The following is a 15,973-nucleotide window of genomic DNA, read 5'->3' on the forward strand; positions in this document are numbered from 1 at the left end:
AATTATTTTTGGGCTGTTAAAATTTACAGATAGTTTTCATAAATTTATCATTACAAAAATAGTACATAAACCATTGCAAACAAACTTATATAAATCACTTTTGATATTGATATTCATCGGGTTTAGTCCTTTAATGTCAAATGCAACTACATTAGATTCTAATAATTCTTTTGTAAATAATAAGCTTTTTTCAAAAAATACTGTTTTTGCTTTATTTCAACAAGAAGAAGGCCAAGAGCAAAAAAAAGAAGAAAATAATGAAAATTCAGAGCAAGAAACTGTAGAAATCCCTAAAGATTCTACTACTATTTTAACTGATATTGTTGATAGATACGCTGAAGAAAGTATTATTACAAATCGAAGAACAAATATAACAACTTTATATAATAAGGCTAAAATTCAATACCAAGATATCACCATTGAAGCTGGAAAAATTATTATTAATAATAATACAAATGAAATAACAGCAACTGGTATTTTTATTGATAGTTTAGGTTATACACAAGCTCCAATTTTCAAGCAAGGATCAGAGGAATCAGTTCAAGATTCCATTATTTTTAATTTTGACACAAAAGCTGCTCTGATTTTTAACACATCTTCTGATCGTGATGGAATTTTAACTTATAGTGAAAGAACTAAAAAAGTAAATGATTCCACTTATTATGCTAAAAACTTAAGAGCAACCACTTCTAAAAAGAAAAATCCTGATTATTATATTAAAGTGTATAATGCAAAAGTAATTCCTGGAAAAAAAATCATTGCAGGTTTAACTAACCTTGTAATTGCAGATGTTCCTACACCTGTTTTTATACCTTTTGCATATATTCCTTTAACACAAGAAAGAAGTTCCGGAATTATCATTCCTACTTGGGGAGATTCTAACCAACAGGGATATTTTTTCCAAAACGGGGGTTACTATTTTGCAATTAATGATTATTTAGATCTGACATTATTAGGAGATATTTACACCAATGGAAGTTGGGGATTCAGGGCGCAATCCAATTATGTGGTTCGATATAAATTTAGAGGAAACTTCAGTTTTGATTATGAAAACTTAAAAACAAGCTTAAAAGGGTTATCTGATTACACGGAAGCTACTAACTACAACATTCGTTGGAGTCATTCACAAGATCAGAAGTCTAGTCCAAATAGTAGATTTTCTGCATCGGTAAACTTAGGAAGTAGTCAATATTATCGTCAATCCTTAAACGAGTTGAACAATAATAATTTCTTGATGAATACTTTAAGTTCTTCTATTTCTTATTATAGAAAATTCGTAGGTACTCCGTTTAATATGACAGCTTCGCTTACACAAAATCAAAATACAAATACAGAAGCTATTTCTCTTACTCTTCCAGCATTACAGATAAATATGGATCAGATTTTCCCTTTTGAACCAAAATCTGGATCTAAGACAAATGCTTTACACAAACTAGGTGTTACTTATTCTTTTAGAGGTGAAAATAGAATTAATACTACAGATGAATTCTTTTTCAAAAAAGAAATGTGGGATGATGCTAAATTTGGTATTCAACAAGATGTGAATATTAAAACAAACATGAAAGTTTTAAATTATTTCACATTTTCTCCAAGAGCATCTTATAAAGAAGTTTGGTATTTTGATGAAATACAAAAAACATATGATCCTACTTTAAATGAAGTTACTACAGATACAATCAAAGGTTTTACGTCTTTTAGAGAATATTCTGCTGGAGCATCATTATCTACAAAAGTATATGGAACTTTTAGATTTAAAAAAGGAAAAATAAAAGCAATTAGACATACAATTACTCCAACAATTTCGTATACCTATCGTCCTGATTTTTCTTTTTATAATGAAACTGTACAGACAAATAACAATCCTGTGATTTATGATGAATATTCTCCATTTCAAAATGGTATTTTCGGATCACCATCAACAAGTCTATCTAACTCGATTGGTATATCAGTAAATAATAATGTGGAAGCAAAAGTCGCCTCCAAGAATCCTGATGAAGAAGACAAAAAAATTACTTTATTAAACAATTTAAGCATGAGTACTAGTTATAATATTGCAGCAGATTCTCTAAGATGGAGCCCTTTGAGTATGAATGCAGGTACGAACTTTTTTGACAATAAAGTAACTTTAAACATGAATGCAACTTTTGATCCATATGCAATTAATGTTGATGGACGTAGAATTGACAAATTCAATATTGATAATGGAGGAAGCTTATTCAGATTGACAGGTGCAGGTTTAAACACTAGCTTTTCTTTATCTAGCGACATGTTTAATCCAGAAAATAAATCTCCTAAAAATTCTCAAGAAAACTTTAACGATCCAGATGGTCTTTTCGGAGGAAATTTAAATACTTCTAATCAAATTTTTGATGAAGAAGAGGAGGAAGAAGAAGATAATGAGAAAAAGGTAGACCTCTACAATTCTAAAATTCCTTGGAGGTTAAGTATTAATTATTCTTTTAATTATTCAAAACCAGGTCGAGAAGCAAATACAAATAACACTTTACAGTTTAATGGAGATATTGAATTAACACCAAAATGGGGAGTTGGTTTTTCTTCTGGTTATGATTTTGAAAACAAAGGATTTTCATACACACAACTTCGATTCTCTAGAGATTTAGATAGTTGGAAGTTCAACTTTAACTGGGTCCCTTTCGGAACTAATAGAACTTACTACTTCTTCATTGGAGTGAAATCTTCTGTTCTTAGTGATCTTAAATATGATAAGAACCAACCACCAGAAAGAATATTCTAAAAATATATCAATATGTTAAAAAAAATTATCCAAACAGAAAAAGCTCCTGCTCCTATTGGACCATATAGCCAAGCAGTTTTAGCAGGAAATACTTTATATACTTCTGGTCAAATTGCAATCAATCCTAAAACTGGAGAATTGGTAATGGATTCTATCCAAGTGGAGACAAAACAAGTAATGGAAAACATGAAAGCTGTTTTGGAAGAAGCTGGTGTTTCATTTAATCATGTAGTAAAAACAACAATTTTCATCTCTGACATGAATAATTTTCAACAAATAAACGAAGTATATGCTACGTATTTTGATGAAAATAATGCTCCTGCTAGAGAAACTGTAGAAGTAGCTTGTTTACCAAAAAGTGTAAACGTTGAAATTTCAATGATTGCAATCAAAAGCTAATCAGAAAACAAAATATAATTTATCTAAAGCATTTAAGAGTTTTCCTTTTAAATGCTTTTTTATTTTCAAAATCTTCAGATTTTAGCAAACAACATCTTACACAATTAACAGATATTCAGTATATTTAATAGAGAAAGAATGAATTCAAAATTAGATATATGGATCAAATTGACTGGATACTACTTATTATTATCAGTTTATTTATTGTTGGGCAAGGAATCTATCTTACTTGGAAAGAAAGGCAAAAAGATGGTGATGATCCTTATACATTTAGACAGATAAACTTATCCGTGGTAACTTCTCAATTTTCTATCACTTCACTTATATTCATCCCTAGTCACGCATATCATGTTGGAATGGGATTTATACAGTATTATTTTGGCGTTCCAATAGCAATCATTCTGATTACGATTATTTTTATGCCTTTCTACAATCGCTATGCAAGAGAGCATAAAATAAAAACTGCATATGGTTTTTTAGAAAAACGATTTGATAAAAAAACACGGATTATGCTTTCTATGTTTGTTCTGTTACAAAATGGATTAGCAACAGGAATGATCATCATTGCTCCTTCTATTATTATTTCTTCAATTTTACATTTAAATATTTATTGGACAAACTTAATCATTGCTTCCATTGTAATTCTCTTTATCTTATATATTGAAATCAGCGTTCTTTCTACTATAAGGAAATATCAAATGTATTTAATCGTTACTTTGATGATTATTACTTTTATTGTTTTAATTTACAAACTTCCTGAAGGTGTTACTTTTGGTAATGCCATAAACCTTGCTGGTTATTCCGATAAATTAAACCTCATAAATTACGAACTGGAACTCGAACAGAAATATAATATTTGGACCGCTATTTTTGGTAGTTCTATTCTATTTCTTTCTATTTATTCTGTAAATCAAAGAAGTGTTAGAAGTTATCTTTCAGACAAACCAATTCATTTCATTCGTTGGAAATTAGTATTAAAAGCTTTAACGAAAATCCCTGTAATGTTCTTAATACTTTTTTTAGCTGTAATGATTTATGTGTTTCATATTTTTTATAAAACACCACTTCATTTTAATCAAAGTAATGTTAATCAAATTGAAAATTCAGCTTATGCTGAACCCTACAATGATGTTGAAGACAGATTGGAAACAGCTTTTGATCAGAAAAAAGCTATTGCATATTTAATTTTAGATAAAGAAGCAAAAGGAGAAGAAATCTCAGAAAATTTAAAAGCAGATCTAGTAGAGTTAGAAGAAACCGAAGATAAAATCCGAGCAGAAGGAAGAGATTTAATAGCAAAATTTGAAAAATCAAAAGGAATTCATATCAACGAATATGATAAAGATTATGTGTTTATTTCTTTTATCAGAGATTATCTTCCAAAAGGACTTGTAGGTATTGTTCTTGGTTTACTCTTTTTCACCTCTATTTTTATTGTCATTTATAGCCTTGGAAATCTTTCCAAAAACACCCTCTATGATGTATTCTATAAATTTTACACCAAAAAAGTTAGTGGTGAATTACATGAGAAACTAAAAGATTATTTTAAATATTTGTGGTTGATTTTCGGAATTCTGTTTGCAACTTTCATCAATCCAAAAACAAATCTAATCGAAGCTCTAATCATTGTAGCTTCTCTATTTTACGGAGCTGCATTTGGGCTTTTTGCAATCGGTTTCTTAGTGAAATTTATAAAAAAGAAAGCAGCTTTTTGGGCTTTCATTGTTTCTGAAATATGCATCATAGGTTTATTTATTTATGAAAGAATTATTGATGCTATGTTTTCTTATTTATGGTTAAATCTTCTTGGTTTGGTTTTCATGTTTTTCTTTAGCTTTTTATTTCAAATCTTCTTCAATATTTTCAATTTAAACGATCCTGAAATTCATGAAGAAAACGAAGAAACAGAGAAAACTGACGAAAATATTGAAGAAAATCCAGTTGAAAATTAATTTTCATTTTTATACATGACATCTGTTCGAAGGACATATTTTTCACCAGATTCAACAGAAATACCTTCATGCTTTTGTTCGTGAATAAAACACAAAGCCATACCTGTTTTTGGATTAATTATTAAATCATCAAACTTTGTTTCTCCACCTTCAAAATCATCATTTAAATAAATCAAAAAAGTAATTCTACTTTCTTCAAATTCATTTCTTTTAAACCTTCCATCAATATGTCTTTTAAATTTTTGACTTGACTCATATCTATAAAAACGAAACAATTCATTTAAACCAGAAGCTTTAGTGTTTTCCATTTCTTTTGGGCAAAAATTCTCTAATCTTGACCACAGTTTTTCTGCTAATTTTTTATCCTCATGAATCAATCGATAATTATTTCGAATATTTTTCATCATTTTAGCTCCACTTAACAAACTGACTGTAGCTTCTTCATAGCCTTTTTGTTCGCTAAATAGAATTAAATTTTCACATTCTTCTTTATTCAAAAAATCATCTATTTTCCAAATAGTACTTGTAAGATACTCAACTTTCATAAACTATATTTTATTGAAATATTTAACCAAATATAATTCAATTAAACTTCTACACTTCACTCTAAATGAAAAAGAAAAATTCAAAAAATTACTCTTCTAGATTTCTTCGAACAATTTCTTTACCCAATTTTCCAAAATATTCTGTTATAATTTTTTGCCAAAGTACCATCCCATTTTCTGAATTTGAAAAAATAACAATTCCACTTTTAGAGTTATTAAAAATCAAAGCAATCATTTTAATTCCAGGATCTCCTCCTGTGTGCATAAAAGCAATTTCATCATTTGGAAGATCTGTAAACATTTGCATTCCTAAATTCCAATAACCTCCCTTTTTTACTTGAGATTGCGGTTTTAAAAACTCCAAATATAAATCATCTGACAAACCAGCTTTATTCAAAACATGAATCATAAATTTAGAATAATCTTCTACTGTTGTTAATAAATTTGCTGCTGCGCTAGCTTCTTTATGTTTATAAAAATCTATTGGATTTCCGTTTTCATCATGTTCAACAGCGTATAAATTTTCATCTACAAATTCATTCCAATAAAAATGTGTATTCGTCATTTTCAATGGAGCAAATAAAATTTCATTTGTAATTTCTTCAAAAGGTCGGTTAAACTTTTTCTCTACAACTTTTCTTAAATATTCAAATCCTTCTCCAGAATATTGAACTTTTGTTCCTGGTTCAAATTGAAAAACTAACTTATTATTTTCTGTTAAATATCTCCAATTTGGAAAACCTGATTGATGCGATAAAATATGTCTTGTAGTAAGTTTGTCTAAATATTTACTTTCTTTAATATCAGAATCGATGTGGTAATTTGAAACTGGCTCATCCAAATTCCATTTTCCTTCTTCAACTAATTTTAAAACTGTAATTGCCGCAATTGGTTTCGTCAAAGAAGCTACTTTATAAATACTATTCGTAGAAATCGGATTTCCTTTTTTTTTCTTACCATAAGCGCGAATTTGTTGTAATTCTCCATTTTGAATAAATCCGATAGAAACAGAAGGAATTTTATGTTTGTAAAGTAATTTTTCGATTTCTTCTGTATTACTGAAAAGCTCATGAACATAATCTGCATTAAATTTTGATCCATAATCTTTCGCTGGAGGACGATGATCATAACTTAAAATTCGTTTTAATTTCCAATTGTCATTTTCCAAAATCCAAGTATGAATAAAGCTTCCTCTTTCCGTTGCATATAATTCTTTATTTGGCTCTTTAATATAAAAAACATGTTCTCCTTTTTGAATTGCTCCATAGATTTCTCCATTATTTTTAAGTGGAAAAACTTCTAAAGTTTCAGGAACCAGCTTTCGGATTGGTTTAAAATTTGGATTGGAACAAATACTTTCCGAAAAATTATAATAAAAAGTTTCTAAATCTTGAGTTCCGTTTTGATCATGATAAAATTCTAAATCTTTATGTAAAACTTTTTTCAAAGCATCGAAATTACATTTATTAAATCCTTCTTTAAAAACGATGCTATCCCCTTTTTTCAACTCTAAAAACAGCCCAGAATTTTCAGCAATTTGTGAAAAGCTATTTTGAAAAAAAATAAAAGAGATTGCTAGAATAAATAGTTGTTTTAATTTCATCTTAATTTGATTTTTGATTCTGATTACAAAATTATTTAAGATGCTTTTAAAACAAGGTAAAAGTCACGTGACAATGAGATGACAATTACCTGACAAGTCTAGAAAAAGCTGAAGTTTAACTTAAAATATAGTTTTTTATTTTTGTCTAATCCTATGGTGTTTCTGAGTATAATAAATAGATTAAAAAGCACAGCAAAAATTACAATAATCAAAGTAAATTGACGATTTAAATCAAACCATTTTCGTATAAACGGACTTAACAAAACAGCTACAACTGCGATAATTGTATAAAATATCTGTAGTGAAATTATTTGTTTTGTAAGTTTATTTTCCTGCTTTTTTACTTTCATCAAAATAAATGGAAAAAGAATATTTACAGGAGGAAAAGCAACACCTAGTACAGAAGATAAATTAATCCATTTTGCTATTTTTATAGAATGATTATCGTCTTCCAATTCTTTTGTAATAATTACATTTCCTTTTAGCTCTTCTTCCGAAATTTCTAAAGCTTTAGACAAAACTTTTAAAGTATAACCTTTTGGCTCTGCTCCTTTTTCAATTCGTTGAATAGTTCTAACAGAAACACCTGCTTTTTCTGCCAACTCATTTTGAGTTAGATTTAATTTCTCTCGATATTTTAAAAGATTATTCAATTTTATATTTTTTATTAAAGAAGTCATTTAAAATCAAAAATAGAGATAAACAATAAATAATTCCAATAAACTAGGATATTATCATTTTGTCAAATTCTCCATATATTTTATCGCTGCTGACTTTAAATCATCAAAATCAAATCCATCATTAAACCCAATACCTGAATTACCATGGATACTTCCTTTTTGAGAACATAATAAATATTTAATATTTTCTAATTCCATAGCAACAGGCGAAAATTCTGTTTGAACAGTAAATTCTATATCTCCACTTTTATTTACAACATAAAAAATATGTTTATAATAAATACCTCCAGAACTTCTGTTTTCATATCTTTCAAAAACTTGTACTAAATATTCCTTCCAATCAAATTGATAAAAACAAAACTTATCACTCATAAATTCTGGTAATAAATTTTTCTTTTTCGCATCATATAATATCTCTCTAAACGGCTCAGCTTTTTCATATTGCTTTTTAGCATAGTAAACCTGAATCATTTTGGCAACCGCATGATAATCATTTGGAACTAATTCTAAAACTTCTGCAAATGCCTTTTCAGCTTTATCATAATTTTTTGAAAGCAATTCTAGAAGACCAATATTGAACACTGTATTTGCATATTCTTCTGCTTTCGTTTGATCTTTTTCTTTTGCTAAATAGTAATACTTCAGCGCTTCTTCATTCTTGTTTTTCTCAGAATATATTTGTCCTAACATCGAAAAAGGACGCTTATCTACTTTTTCATGTTTCGTTGCCTTTTTATAATATTCTATTGCTTCGTCATATTTTTTCAAATTATAATAGGAATCACCAATAGAAGATTGATAAACAGAAATTGTATTATTTAACTCTTCTGCTTTCTTTAAAAATTCAAGCGATTTTTCATATTGATCTAAATACTGAAACGATTTACCTTTAAAATAAAAAGCATCGGCAGCCATTGGATTCTTCTCAATGGATAAATCCATATATTTAATACAGTTTGTATCATCAGATTTCATATAATAAGCCTTCCCAATATAATAATAAGCCTCTCCAGAATAATCTTCATCTTTCGAAGCATAATTTTTAATTAACTCATCATATTTTTCTTCTAAATAAAGTTCTTCCAACTTTTTATCCATAGAATTTTGTGCAAAAATGGAAACACTGAACATTAATACACATATAGTTATAATTATCTTTTTCATCATTTTTATATTTATATTTCTAAAAATTATTATTAAAGTTTATAAAAGCAATTAATTCTGAATTTCGAATTTTTCTAAAAACTCATTAAACTTGACTAAATTTCGATTATAAGTATTTTCTGTTGCAATAAATCCGATCATAAAGTAAGCAGAATCTGAATAATAAGTTACATATTGACAATGATAAATCATACTTCCAAATAGCAATTGCATTTCATATGCTACACCATTACATTTTTCTGGTTTCTCTATTTTTTTCTTCAACATCATAGTAGCTCCAGAACTCATTTTATCACCAATTTTATAACCTTCAATTTGCGCTTTATTAAATTCTTCAAGAGATTTAAATTCTGATTGATCGAACCATTTCAAAGAGATTATATTCTTTATATTATCAATATCTGGCATTGAAGCCATCCATAAAGATTTATTTTGTGTCTTTGTTATATTTGCCCATTTTGGAATTTCTAATTCAAACTTGTTAATCGTATCCGTAAATGACAAGTTTTTATCATCATTTAGAGCATCTATTTTATACCATAAAGCATTTTCATCAATTGGTCCTCCAAAAATATTAACAGTATTTGCGATTGATTTTAATTTTTCAATTTTAGCTTTTTTATCCTCTGATTTAAAAACAGAAAAGTTAACTCCTATTAAATAATCATTTGAAATAAAATTTAAAAATAAATTAGCTGTCACAGGATCAATAATCTCTACTCCTTCTGGTGATGCAATCTCTGGCATTTCATAGTACCAAAGCAAAAATCTTTTCCCAGAATTGTTTAAAAAAACTTCTTTTTCATTTACAATATCTTTTTCAAAAACTTCTTTTTCTAAATAATCTAGCTCATAATTCATATAATATTCTAAAAGTTCTATTTCTTTCTTAACTCCAGACTGATTTGTGTATTGATCTGAAGTATATCTTTTTTTTAAAAACTGAATATTATCTTCTCCAATTACAACAGAATTAGGAATATTAGAAGGTTTAAGAGAATCTCCTGGAAAATTTATCGTAAAATGTGTACCTGGAGAATTATCAATATAAATAATGTCATTTTTCCCTTTCATATAAGAAATTAAACCTTCGTCTTGAGCAAAAATCGTAGTTATAGAACAAACAACTAAGAATAAAAATAATTTGATTTTCATATTTATTTTTTTGGATTCATATTTTTTTAAGATTCTAAAAATAATATTTAAAATGAAATTAATACACGAAACTTAAAAAATATCAAAAAAAAGACCTCCTATTTCTAGGAAGTCTTGTTATATTTTGGAAAGAATTATATTCTTCTTTTTTTTAAAACAAAGTGTATCCAAGGATAAATGAGAAAGTTCTCAATTCAGAATTCCAAGTATCATCTCCAAGAGCATTTCTGTTTACATGATATCTAAACTCTGCACTATATTTATCTTTAAATTTATATCCTCCTCCAATTGCTAAATTACCAATTGCTTCTATTTCAAAAGTTCTTAAAGTAAAATTTAATGGAAACTCAATATTCGATTTTGAGTAAATATCAAATCCATAAGAACCATTCACGAAAAATTTAGAATTTTCGTTTAAAAACATATAATGTCTTATTCCTAAAGTAGCTTCTACAGAAGTATATTCAACCTTCGCAGTAATATTTTTCTCATAAGAATTTTCTACGTAAAAATTAGTTTCTGCATTAAAAGTTTGGTATGTTGGTTCTATAATAAAAGCCCATTTATTTCTATTAAAAGGAAAAATAAACTCTGCTTCTAATCCTATTGAAAAACCTGATTGATAATCAAAATTAATATCAATTGTTTCATTTCCAGTAGCATTTTTAATCATTAAAGATGAATAATTATAACGTGGTCTTACGTTCAAATTAAAAAAATCTCTTTTCCCTTCTTTACTAAAATCCACAAAATCTATATTCTTACATTCATTATACGTCACAAAAAAGTTAGACAAATCATCTTTTATATACCTCACTTTTGTAATTGTACTTCTACCAATACTTGGACATTTCAAATGATCCCAAAGCTGGTGATGAAATTCTTTATTTTCTTTGATTTTTCCATCTTCTCTATACATTTTAAAAACCAACTGTTTGATGTCAGAATCATTTTTACCAAAGAAATATCTTTTAAATCCACCTTTAGAATATTGATATAAAGTATACTCACCTCTCACCAAAACTCTTAAAAAAAGTTCTTCTTCTTCATATCTTGGTTCTTCAAAATACGTTAAATTATTTATGACACTAGTAGATTTATCCATATCCACAGTACGTCTTACAAATTGATACATACCATCAATTCCAAATTCTTTTACTGATTTTATAGTTTCTTTTTTAATTTCTCCACCTTCTGTCAATTTATATTCGAACTTTTCTGGATTACTTCTCCATTGATGATTCTTGATAAAACAATCGACTTTTTGATTTTCGTTGTTGATAAAATATCCTTTATCATAAGTAATTTGAGAAAAACAGCTAAGACTTATAACTGTCATTAAAAGAAATAAAATTTGCTTTTTCATTGTTATTTTTAATTGTTAATACATTTAAGTAGTCTGTGTACAAAACGTCATAAAACATCTGTACATTGACATAAAAATTAATTTTACACATTAAAATCGTTCTTCTTTTTCAAGATTTACAATTTTAAGGCAAATCTAATTTTTTAACATATACAAAACAACAAAAATATTTTTTTAGTATTTTTTAATTATAAACATAAATTTACATCTTCAATTTCAGCTCTTCACTTTCTTATTCCAAAATTGCCGTCCATTTGATATACCATCCATTTTTTTCAGCAAAAGATGCTGTTAGTGGTTTGTCAAATTTATAAACCCATTTCAAATAAATCCTAAAACCTTTTGGAGTTGCATTATAAATCGCATTAATTCCTCCTGCATCCCAATGATGTTTCTCCCCTTCTAGAGTTGTAAGATAATGTGGTGTATTTTCAAAATTTGCTTCTGAAGTATCAATATCTACAAATATTCCTCCACCTCCAAGTGTATTATTTTTCCAATCAGAAGCTTTAGAAACTCCTTGTTTTATTTTTGTCATAATTTTCTTTTTAGATGTTGTTTACAAATTAAACTTATTTTTAAAACAAAGTATTATTTTTTATTAACACTACAACCTGTAAATCAAAATATTAGAAATAATTACACCCTCAACTAAAGTTTCTTACCTTCAATCAAATTTTGAAAATCTTCCATATAAGCAGAAAGTAATAATGGATCCAAATTTGAATGATCAAAAGCAATCAATAATGGAATCATTTCTTTAGAATCTTGCTTATATCGTTTTCCAAAATAAAAAAATGGTTTTCCATTCTTAATAGAGGAACTATGAATTTGAAAACCTGTAAACTGTAAATGTGGTAAATTTCCAATAAACCAAGCATTTTCCCAATAAACATCCGAAACTGTCGAAAATTTTGCTTGAGAGAATAATTTATCTTGTGTACTACGATAAGTCAAAAAGAAATCTTCAACTTTAGTATGTACAAAAGGTTCCAAACTTAAATCTGAAAAACGAGCATCTCCTCCAACTGCTATTGGCGCATACAAAGGTAATTCCTCAAAAATGTACCATTTTCCTTGTATTTTTCTATATCTAAAAAAAGGATGTTTTTTTCCAGCTTGCACAATATTCCACATCAAATAAGCTGTAAAAGATGCTTCAGAAATTGATTTATAATTTTCTTTATAATTCTTCAAAGCTTCTGTTATATCAATCTGCAAGGTCATTTGAAGATAAGGTTCTTGCACCGATTCTTTATCATGAAAAAAATGTAAAGCCCATTTCTCATAACTCGAAATTTCATTTTCTTCTAAAATTCGACCATTGTATTTTTCAATAAATTCTAATTCCCTATTTGATTTCATTTTATATCTTCTTAATCTTTAATGCGGGCAAATATATTTCACATTTTTATGGTTTTTATTTACATTTGTTAATCCCAATTTCAAAATGTTTTGTATGAAAAATGTTTTTTCAGCTATTGATAAATACTATAAATTATCCGATTCTAGCAAAAAACTTATAATTGACAAACTAGAACCTTTTACATTGAAAAAAGGCGAAATTTTGATTCATGATCTTGAAAAAAATCCATATTTATATTTTATTGAAAAAGGCGCTGTAAAAACGCATTATTTCAATGAAGAAGGAAGCAAAAAAGTTGTTTGGTTTGGATTTGAAGGTAGCATCTGTTTTTCTTTAAGTTCTTATATGAATATTGATACCGATTTCATTAATGACAGTATCGAACTAATAGAAGATTGTGAGTTTTATAGAGTCAAAATTTCTTACATAAAATCTTTATTTAAAAACCATTGTGATTGGGCAAATTGGGGACGTTCTTTTATTGAAAATACATTTGTAATCACCATCAAAGAAATGAATGAAAATAAAGCCCGAAGTACAAAAGAAAACTATCTAAATCTAATTAAGAACACACCTTACATCAATGAAAGAGTGGCTCTAAAAGATATTGCTTCTTATCTAGGAGTTTCTCCTGTTACTTTGAGTCGATTAAGAAGTGAAATTGAAAAGTAATTTCACTTCAATAACCTTTTCACTTTAAAATCTTGAAATTAAAAAAAATAGTCTAATATTTTTATTCCTTAAAATTCATCTTCACTTGTGTTCGAATTGGAGAAAACAAAACAAAATCAAAACCATTTAGCAATATTTCTAAATCTTCTTCGAGCTTTATTTTTTTCTTAGCAACAAGCTCCAAAATTGGTTTCGTTTCAATTAAAATCCATTTATCTTTCTTTGCTAATTCTAAAAGTGGTTTTACATATTTTGCTTCTTTTTCATCTAGATAATCATAAATTTCTCCATTTTCAGTTTCTTCAAATCTCGCAAAACAATTAATAGAAGTTGATTTTGTTCCATTCATAGAAGCTATTTCGTTAAAAGTATTTCCTAAATCATAATTTCCTAACCAATTTTTTCCTTTCATCAAATGCATAGAACCCATTTTTATAACAACTTTTGGATTTTCCTCTTTTTTTGCTGCTTTTTTATAATTTTCACCAAATTTTAGCTTCATATATTGCATTCTAGTTCTATTATTCTCAACATATTTTCGTTGATCATTAAACCTATAAATATTCCAGGAAATCTTTAAATCTTCTATAATTTCTTTTTGTTTTTCAGAATTACATTTAGCAAAAAAAGCTTCTAATTCTTTAGAATTCAATAAGCTTTCATGCATTCCATTTCCCTCATCTTTAAGAATTTCATCCACAAATTGTTTTGCTTTTTTATACTTTTTTCGAACAGCCTTTTTATCATCTGATAATTCATACAATTCGTCAATCAAGAAAAGATGTGCAGTAATAAATTCTTGATCAATTCCCCATATTTCAAAACTTTCATTCAAAGCAGTTTTCAAGAACATTTCATCTTTTTTTCCATCAAAAAAAGGAAAAGGAATATCCTTATATTTGGCATAAAATTCAGAATTAAAATTATAAAGTGAATTTTCTTTTTCTATCAAAGAACACATCTTCTGTGTACTATTTGGTCCAACTTCTAAAGCAAAATAATTAAATCCATTTTTTTTCAATTTAGGAAGTAAAGCATTTGTAAACTCTGATATTTCTGGAGAAAAATGTTGTTCTCCCAACAAGAAAAATTGACTTTCAGAAATTCTATTTTCTAAAATAGAAACATCTTTTCCAACAAAATCATTATTTACAATTTCAAATTCATAAGCAAATTTCGCAACATCCGAAGATTTTAATTCATTTTGAGCAAAAACACCACAAGTAAGTATGAACAATAAAAAGTTTATACAGTTTTTCATAGTTTATATTTTTTAAATTTTCAAAACATTTAATCACGAATAATGCCAAGATGACAAAGCGAAGACGTTTTATATGAATTTCTTTTCATCAATTTTCCTTTTTCATCATAATACTTTTCACAACCAAACCAACCATTAGAAGCTTTATACTCTAAAGTCCCATCTTTTCTATATTGTTTTAGTTTTACAGGTTTTCCTCTTCTATATTTTAGTTCTCCGGATATTTCACCATTATCATGAAAAATAACTTCTTTCCCTGTAAATAATTTTCCTTCAGAATCAACAGATCGTTTCTTCTTTTGATTATAGATATTAGTAGCATGCAAAACTTCAGGAACAACAATCGTATCTAAATCTTTTGAATAAGCAGTTACCTTTATAAAAGTCCAATCATTTCTTTTACCTTTATAAGAAACATAACGCTGCGTAGTATCTATACTTGTTTTTAGGGGAAAATTTTTAATTTCATATTCGAGTTTAAGTTTTTTCCCAGACTTCTCTGCAATAAACACAATATCTTTTTTTATTTGTGAAAAAGTTGAAACTGAAATAATCAGAAAAAGAAAAATAAAATAATTTTTTATCATAGTATTTTTTTGAATATTACTTAATTACGAATTAATCTAATATCAAATATCATACAAAAATCAATAGATCTTATCTTAATTCTTTTTCACTTAAAGGTATACATTTTTCAAGTTCCCTCCCTGAGAGGAATTATAGCTAAATTTCAAATGAAACCAAATTCTATCAAAAGATTTCAAACGTGATAATATTCTTTAAAAACCCTATTTTCCCTCAATATAACTCTCAACTATTTTTTTAGGAGCTTCCCTTTCAGGTCGGGCTTTCCGCTATATCTTTTTTGCTAAAGCAATTTTATGAAGAAAAGCAAAAAAGGATGCCGCTACTATCCCTAAGCCAAAATTTCCCTTCAGCCGAAAATTATGATACAACCTCATCCAACTAAAACACAATCACAACGCATATAAACAAGAATAATTCAAAAAACCACACAATTCCCCCACTCCAGTTAATGATTCCATAACACAGTT

The 15,973-nt window shown here is 27.4% G+C and carries 14 protein-coding genes; 4 read left to right on the plus strand and 10 right to left on the minus strand.

Going from position 1 to position 15,973, the window contains the following annotated elements:
* Positions 1-73 precede the first annotated feature (73 nt).
* The 3 genes from I0K12_RS01080 to I0K12_RS01090 all read left to right on the plus strand — a co-directional run bounded on the left by I0K12_RS01080 (position 74) and on the right by I0K12_RS01090 (position 5,106).
* Complete coding sequence (locus I0K12_RS01080) at positions 74-2,755, plus strand: putative LPS assembly protein LptD (protein WP_196885049.1); 2,682 nt, start codon at positions 74-76, stop codon at positions 2,753-2,755.
* A 12-nt stretch (positions 2,756-2,767) separates the two neighbouring features.
* The gene (locus I0K12_RS01085) at positions 2,768-3,154 is read left to right on the plus strand and encodes a RidA family protein (RefSeq protein ID WP_196885050.1); all 387 of its coding nucleotides are present in this window, start codon (positions 2,768-2,770) and stop codon (positions 3,152-3,154) included.
* Positions 3,155-3,312: 158 nt separating this feature from the next.
* Positions 3,313-5,106, plus strand: a complete 1,794-nt coding sequence (locus I0K12_RS01090) for a hypothetical protein (protein WP_196885051.1) — start codon at positions 3,313-3,315, stop codon at positions 5,104-5,106.
* On the opposite strand, the gene I0K12_RS01095 is transcribed toward I0K12_RS01090, so the two are convergent.
* The 8 genes from I0K12_RS01095 to I0K12_RS01130 form a co-directional block, all read right to left on the minus strand.
* A complete protein-coding gene (locus tag I0K12_RS01095) occupies positions 5,103-5,651 on the minus strand; it encodes a prolyl hydroxylase family protein (protein WP_196885052.1) in 549 nt (182 codons plus the stop codon). The two genes, I0K12_RS01090 and I0K12_RS01095, sit on opposite strands and share 4 nt — an antisense overlap.
* An 88-nt stretch (positions 5,652-5,739) precedes the next feature.
* On the minus strand, positions 5,740-7,254 hold the full coding sequence (locus tag I0K12_RS01100) for a serine hydrolase (protein ID WP_196885053.1): 1,515 nt from the start codon (positions 7,252-7,254) through the stop codon (positions 5,740-5,742).
* A gap of 98 nt (positions 7,255-7,352) precedes the next feature.
* On the minus strand, positions 7,353-7,907 hold the full coding sequence (locus tag I0K12_RS01105; RefSeq protein WP_231372674.1) for a helix-turn-helix domain-containing protein: 555 nt from the start codon (positions 7,905-7,907) through the stop codon (positions 7,353-7,355).
* A gap of 81 nt (positions 7,908-7,988) precedes the next feature.
* Positions 7,989-9,098, minus strand: a complete 1,110-nt coding sequence (locus I0K12_RS01110; protein ID WP_196885055.1) for a tetratricopeptide repeat protein — start codon at positions 9,096-9,098, stop codon at positions 7,989-7,991.
* Positions 9,099-9,149: 51 nt separating this feature from the next.
* The gene (locus tag I0K12_RS01115; RefSeq protein ID WP_196885056.1) at positions 9,150-10,253 is read right to left on the minus strand and encodes a hypothetical protein; all 1,104 of its coding nucleotides are present in this window, start codon (positions 10,251-10,253) and stop codon (positions 9,150-9,152) included.
* Between the two features lie 151 nt (positions 10,254-10,404).
* A complete protein-coding gene (locus I0K12_RS01120; RefSeq protein ID WP_196885057.1) occupies positions 10,405-11,619 on the minus strand; it encodes a tRNA modification GTPase in 1,215 nt (404 codons plus the stop codon).
* A 232-nt stretch (positions 11,620-11,851) separates the two neighbouring features.
* Positions 11,852-12,157, minus strand: coding sequence for a hypothetical protein (locus I0K12_RS01125; protein WP_196885058.1), 306 nt, complete (start codon positions 12,155-12,157; stop codon positions 11,852-11,854).
* A 113-nt stretch (positions 12,158-12,270) separates the two neighbouring features.
* The gene (locus I0K12_RS01130; RefSeq protein ID WP_196885059.1) at positions 12,271-12,984 is read right to left on the minus strand and encodes a CatA-like O-acetyltransferase; all 714 of its coding nucleotides are present in this window, start codon (positions 12,982-12,984) and stop codon (positions 12,271-12,273) included.
* Between the two features lie 94 nt (positions 12,985-13,078).
* Between I0K12_RS01130 and I0K12_RS01135 the strand changes: the two genes are divergently transcribed.
* Positions 13,079-13,657 carry a Crp/Fnr family transcriptional regulator gene (locus tag I0K12_RS01135; protein ID WP_196885060.1) on the plus strand — a complete coding sequence of 193 codons (579 nt, stop codon included), beginning with the start codon at positions 13,079-13,081 and terminating at the stop codon, positions 13,655-13,657.
* A gap of 61 nt (positions 13,658-13,718) precedes the next feature.
* Here I0K12_RS01135 and I0K12_RS01140 read toward each other — a convergent pair whose 3' ends face one another.
* Both I0K12_RS01140 and I0K12_RS01145 read right to left on the minus strand, forming a co-directional pair.
* Positions 13,719-14,918, minus strand: coding sequence for a hypothetical protein (locus I0K12_RS01140; RefSeq protein WP_196885061.1), 1,200 nt, complete (start codon positions 14,916-14,918; stop codon positions 13,719-13,721).
* A gap of 29 nt (positions 14,919-14,947) precedes the next feature.
* On the minus strand, positions 14,948-15,505 hold the full coding sequence (locus I0K12_RS01145; RefSeq protein ID WP_196885062.1) for a hypothetical protein: 558 nt from the start codon (positions 15,503-15,505) through the stop codon (positions 14,948-14,950).
* Positions 15,506-15,973 lie beyond the last annotated feature (468 nt).

It is taken from the genome of Aureivirga sp. CE67 (assembly GCF_015767245.1).
Taxonomy (GTDB): domain Bacteria; phylum Bacteroidota; class Bacteroidia; order Flavobacteriales; family Flavobacteriaceae; genus Aureivirga.

Excerpts from the sequence above, each read along its gene's own strand:
- I0K12_RS01085 (WP_196885050.1), top strand. The coding sequence starts at position 2,768 with ATGTTAAAAAAAATTATCCAAACAGAAAAAGCTCCTGCTCCTATTGGA.
- I0K12_RS01090 (WP_196885051.1), top strand. The coding sequence starts at position 3,313 with ATGGATCAAATTGACTGGATACTACTTATTATTATCAGTTTATTTATT.
- I0K12_RS01095 (WP_196885052.1), bottom strand. The coding sequence starts at position 5,651 with ATGAAAGTTGAGTATCTTACAAGTACTATTTGGAAAATAGATGATTTT.
- I0K12_RS01100 (WP_196885053.1), bottom strand. The coding sequence starts at position 7,254 with ATGAAATTAAAACAACTATTTATTCTAGCAATCTCTTTTATTTTTTTT.
- I0K12_RS01110 (WP_196885055.1), bottom strand. The coding sequence starts at position 9,098 with ATGAAAAAGATAATTATAACTATATGTGTATTAATGTTCAGTGTTTCC.
- I0K12_RS01115 (WP_196885056.1), bottom strand. The coding sequence starts at position 10,253 with ATGAAAATCAAATTATTTTTATTCTTAGTTGTTTGTTCTATAACTACG.
- I0K12_RS01120 (WP_196885057.1), bottom strand. The coding sequence starts at position 11,619 with ATGAAAAAGCAAATTTTATTTCTTTTAATGACAGTTATAAGTCTTAGC.
- I0K12_RS01125 (WP_196885058.1), bottom strand. The coding sequence starts at position 12,157 with ATGACAAAAATAAAACAAGGAGTTTCTAAAGCTTCTGATTGGAAAAAT.
- I0K12_RS01130 (WP_196885059.1), bottom strand. The coding sequence starts at position 12,984 with ATGAAATCAAATAGGGAATTAGAATTTATTGAAAAATACAATGGTCGA.
- I0K12_RS01135 (WP_196885060.1), top strand. The coding sequence starts at position 13,079 with ATGAAAAATGTTTTTTCAGCTATTGATAAATACTATAAATTATCCGAT.
- I0K12_RS01140 (WP_196885061.1), bottom strand. The coding sequence starts at position 14,918 with ATGAAAAACTGTATAAACTTTTTATTGTTCATACTTACTTGTGGTGTT.
- I0K12_RS01145 (WP_196885062.1), bottom strand. The coding sequence starts at position 15,505 with ATGATAAAAAATTATTTTATTTTTCTTTTTCTGATTATTTCAGTTTCA.